Origin of the sequence: Phenylobacterium aquaticum, assembly GCF_947378715.1 — a bacterium.
Lineage (GTDB): Bacteria > Pseudomonadota > Alphaproteobacteria > Caulobacterales > Caulobacteraceae > Phenylobacterium > Phenylobacterium aquaticum_A.
Map to the genome: position 1 here is coordinate 1 of NZ_CANCLE010000240.1, position 4,037 is coordinate 4,037.

4 protein-coding genes are annotated in these 4,037 nt (G+C 66.8%); 1 reads left to right on the forward strand and 3 read right to left on the reverse strand.

From position 1 onward, the window contains the following. Together Q7P21_RS19735 and Q7P21_RS19740 are read right to left on the reverse strand one after the other, a co-directional pair. On the reverse strand, window positions 1-626 hold a 626-nt coding region (locus tag Q7P21_RS19735; RefSeq protein ID WP_304180007.1), incomplete at its 3' end, for an aldose 1-epimerase. Between the two features lie 189 nt (window positions 627-815). Continuing rightward, window positions 816-1,355, reverse strand: a complete 540-nt coding sequence (locus Q7P21_RS19740) for a porin family protein (protein ID WP_304180008.1) — start codon at window positions 1,353-1,355, stop codon at window positions 816-818. 221 nt (window positions 1,356-1,576) lie between these two features. On the opposite strand from Q7P21_RS19740, the gene Q7P21_RS19745 reads away from it, so the two are divergent. Beyond that, complete coding sequence (locus Q7P21_RS19745; RefSeq protein WP_304180009.1) at window positions 1,577-2,698, forward strand: beta-ketoacyl-ACP synthase III; 1,122 nt, start codon at window positions 1,577-1,579, stop codon at window positions 2,696-2,698. A gap of 255 nt (window positions 2,699-2,953) precedes the next feature. Here Q7P21_RS19745 and Q7P21_RS19750 read toward each other — a convergent pair. Next, a partial coding sequence (locus Q7P21_RS19750) for a M48 family metalloprotease (protein WP_304180010.1) occupies window positions 2,954-4,037 on the reverse strand: 1,084 nt, incomplete at its 5' end.

A 4,037-nucleotide genomic window follows, 5' to 3' on the forward strand; every position in this document is an offset into this window, starting at 1 on the left:
GGCCCATAGCAGTGGTCGACCAGGGTGGCCGGCAGGCGCCCATGGGTGAGCCAGTCCATCTCCGGCCCGTCCTCGATCCATTCCAGGGCCAGGGCCTCGGCGTCGGTCCGCCACACGCCGTCGACATTGAGGTTCAGCCGCGTCGCGCCGGTGCGCGGGAAATAGGGATGCAAGCCAAGGCTGAAGGGCATGGGCGCCTCGCCCCGGCTCCAGAGCGACAGGCTCAGGTCCAGTCCGCCCTCGACCAGATCCACGCCCTGCACAGCCTCGTAGGGCCAGGGCCAGGCGTCGGTGGTGTGGTGGTGGTCGAGGATCGCCTGGTCCTGACCGTGGTCGACCATGTCCCAGGCCGCCCGCCAGCCGTGGCCGTGCAAGGCATGGGGGCCATCCCCCGGCGGGACCGGCAGTCGGACATCGATGTCCTGAAAGCTGAACCGCCCCCGGGCGATGCGATTGGCGAACGGGACGAGGGGAAAACAGGCGCAGTCGGTGACTGTCCTGGCGTCGATCGGCGTCGGCCGCAACAGCGGGACGCCCCGCCAGGTGAACCCGGTCAAGGCCCCGCCCAGCCCAGGACGCACCGTGCAGGCGAAGTCGCCGCGCTCAAGCCGGATGACCGAGTCCATCGGCCAACCATAGCCCCGTCCCGTCTCCCAAAAGAAGAGGCCCCCTTCCTGGGCTGGAGGAAGGGGGCCGGCCGAAGTGGCGCGAACCGGTGGGGGGAGAGCCGGTCGGCGCGGCGGACGCAGGGTGGATGCGGTTGGCGTCCGCCCGGAGGCCTCGACGGGGCCTCAGGGTCTCAGGGTTTATGGCGTCTAGAATTTCCGGACATAGGACACGGCCCAGACATTGGCGTTGGGGCCAGAGCCGACGAAGTCGTAGCGGGTGTAGTCAGCGCGCACGCCGTTCTTGTCGTTGAAGAAGTACTGGCCGCCGACCCCATAGTTCCAGGAATCGCCGTCGCCGCTGGCCGTGGTTCCAGCCACGGAGGCCTTCAGCTTGGTGGCGCCATAGCCGGCGCGCAGGAAGATGTCGGCATTGGGGGCCACCGGCAGATAGCCGACGCCATAGGCGGCGACCTGGCGGGTCTCGTCGACCTTCACCGGGACGCCGGCGACATAGGTCTTGTCATTGTTCACGCCGAAGGCGGCCTCGGCCTCCAGCCCCAGATACTTGCCGAAGCGGGCGCCGATCCGCCCCTGCAGGGCGCCCAGGTTGACGCCGTCGGCTTCAGAGGCCGCGTAGCCTGCGGTCCCATAGGTGGTGACGGGGGTAAGGTCCTGCGCCGAGGCGGCGGCGGGAGCGAGGATCACGGCGGCGAGACCGGCCGTGGCGGTGGCGATGAGAGTTTTCATTTTCTTGTACTTCGTCCTTACGCGTCAGCCCCTCAGCGACGCCTGGATCACCCCCAAAGGCGGCGCGACAAGGACGGTTCGTCGACAGCCCAAGGTAATATTGTGGCGGGCCGGACATGGTCGGCAGGCGCACAAGGCCGCTGACGCAGCGTCCAGCCGTGATATCAGTGGCGGTTCAAGGCCCCCGACGACCAGAGGGGCCAAGCGTCGGAGCCCACGCCTTGCATCACGCCGTCATCGCCGCCACCGGCCTCTACACCCCGCCGGACAGCGTCTCGAACGCCGAGCTGGTCGAGACCTTCAACGCCTATGTCGAGGCCTTCAACACCGAGCACGCCGCCGCCATCGCGGCCGGCGAGGTCGCGGCGCTGACGCCCTCCTCCGTCGAATTCATCGAGAAGGCCTCAGGCATCAAGTCCCGCCACGTGGTGAACAAGTCCGGCATCATCGACCCCGCCGTGATGCGGCCGTCGATCCCCGAGCGACCGAACGAGGAGATCTCGGTTCTCGCCGAGATCGGCGTCGCCGCCGCCCGCGAGGCCATCGCCCGCTGGGGCAAGGATGTCAGCCAGATCGACGCGGTGATCTGCGCGGCCTCCAACATGCAGCGCGCCTATCCGGCCATGGCCATTGAGATCCAGCAGGCGCTGGGCATAGACGGCTTTGGCTTCGACATGAACGTCGCCTGCTCGTCGGCGACCTTTGGCATCAAGACGGCCGCCGACTACATCGCCTCAGGCTCCGCGCGCGCCGTACTGATGGTCAATCCGGAGATCACCTCCGGCCACCTGACCTTCCGCGACCGCGATAGCCACTTCATCTTCGGCGACGTCGCCACCGCCGTGATCGTCGAGCGGGCCGAGGACGCCACGCCCGGCCAGGGCTGGGAAATCCTGGGCACGCGCCTGAAGACCGTGTTCTCAAACAATATCCGCAACAATTTCGGCTTCCTCAACCGCACGGCCCCTGAGGGGATCGACGCCGCCGACAAGCTGTTCGTCCAGGAAGGCCGCAAGGTGTTCCGCGAAGTGGTGCCGATGGTCGCCGAGATGATCGTCGACCACGCGGGCGATCTGGGCCTCGACCCGACGAGCCTGAAGCGGCTTTGGCTGCACCAGGCCAACATCAATATGAACGTCATGATCGGCAAGCGCGTGCTCGGCCGCGACCCGACGCCGGAAGAGAACGTCATCATCCTCGACGAGTACGCCAACACCTCCTCTGCCGGCTCGATCATCGCCTTCCACAAGGCCAATGACGACTTCGCCGCCGGCGAGACCGGCCTGATCTGCTCGTTCGGCGCCGGCTATTCCGCCGGCACGGTGTTCGTGAAGAAGCGGTAGGGCGCCCTCCCTCCCCTTCATGGCAGGGGATGGCCGCAACGCGGCTGCTCCCCTTTTGGGGGAGCTGGCCCGAAGGGTCTGAGGGGGACTTTGACTCCCTCAGCTGACCTGGGAACGGCTCAAAAGGACCATCAAAGTCCCCCTCACCCGGCCATGCGGCCGGAAGCTCCCCCAAGATGGGAGCAACCAGGCCGAGCCAGACCCCAGCAAATTTCCATACGCAATTCTCCTGCCCATGAAGGGGAGGAAGAAACCTCACCTCACCGCATCGACCTTCGCCTGGGCGGCTTTCCAGTCCATCGCCTTGCGCACCCGGCCTCCGACCGAGGGGTGGTCGTAGAACAGCACCTCCTCCAGTTTCGAGGGCGTCGCGGCCCGATACTCAATGGTCTTGACCAGGGCCTTGGCCAGGCCGTCCGGCTCGTTGAAATGCTCCAGCGAGAAGGTGTCGGCGTCGGACTCGGCGATGCGGGTGATCGACACGCGGATGGGCGTCGACACGAGGCCCAGCACCGTCAGCAGGATCGCCAGGATCGGGAAGCCGGCCGGGTCGGAAAGACCGCGCACGTGCTTGGCGCCCAGCATCCGCGCGACCGGCGCATAGGCCCGGTCGATGATGAAGAAGCCGGCCAGGGCCAAGGCGGCGTAGAGCGCTGCGAAGATGAACACGTGGGCGTGGACATAGTGGCCCATCTCATGGCCCACCACGCCGCGCACCTCGGCGATGTCGGCGTCCTTCTTGAACATCACGTCGCTCATGGCGATGCGCGAGGTCGAGCCCAGGCCCGCGACGTTGGCGGTGTAGCGGTTCGACTGCTTCGAGCCGTCGAAGATGAAGATCTTGTCGCTCGGCACGCCCACCGACTTGGCCATGGCCACGATCTCGTCGCGCACGGGGCCGGGAGGAGCCGGCTGGTACTTGTTGAACAGCGGCATGATGAACACCGGCGCCAGGATCATCACCACCACGAAGAACAGCGCCACCACCCCGGAGCCCCACAGCCACCAGGTCTTGGGCGCCTTGCGCATCAGGGTGTAGAGCCCGACCAACAGCAGGGTGAAGAGCACGGCCGAGATGGCGGCGGACATCAACTGCTCGCCCAGCCATCCCCCAAACGCCTGGCTGGTCAGGCCATAGGCGGTCTCCCGCCACCAGTCGGCATAGACACTCCAGGGCAGGTTCAGGACGAATTCCGCGAGCGCGTCGATGAACAGCACGGCGAAGGCGACGCGGATCGGTTTGGGCGAACCTTTTTCGACCCCATCACGCACCTTGACCAGCACGCCCGAGCGCAGCACCAGCCAGGAGGCCAGGACCGCGACGATCGCGCCCCATAGC

Coding starts and splice junctions, on each gene's coding strand:
- Q7P21_RS19740 (WP_304180008.1), bottom strand. CDS start 1,355: ATGAAAACTCTCATCGCCACCGCCACGGCCGGTCTCGCCGCCGTGATC.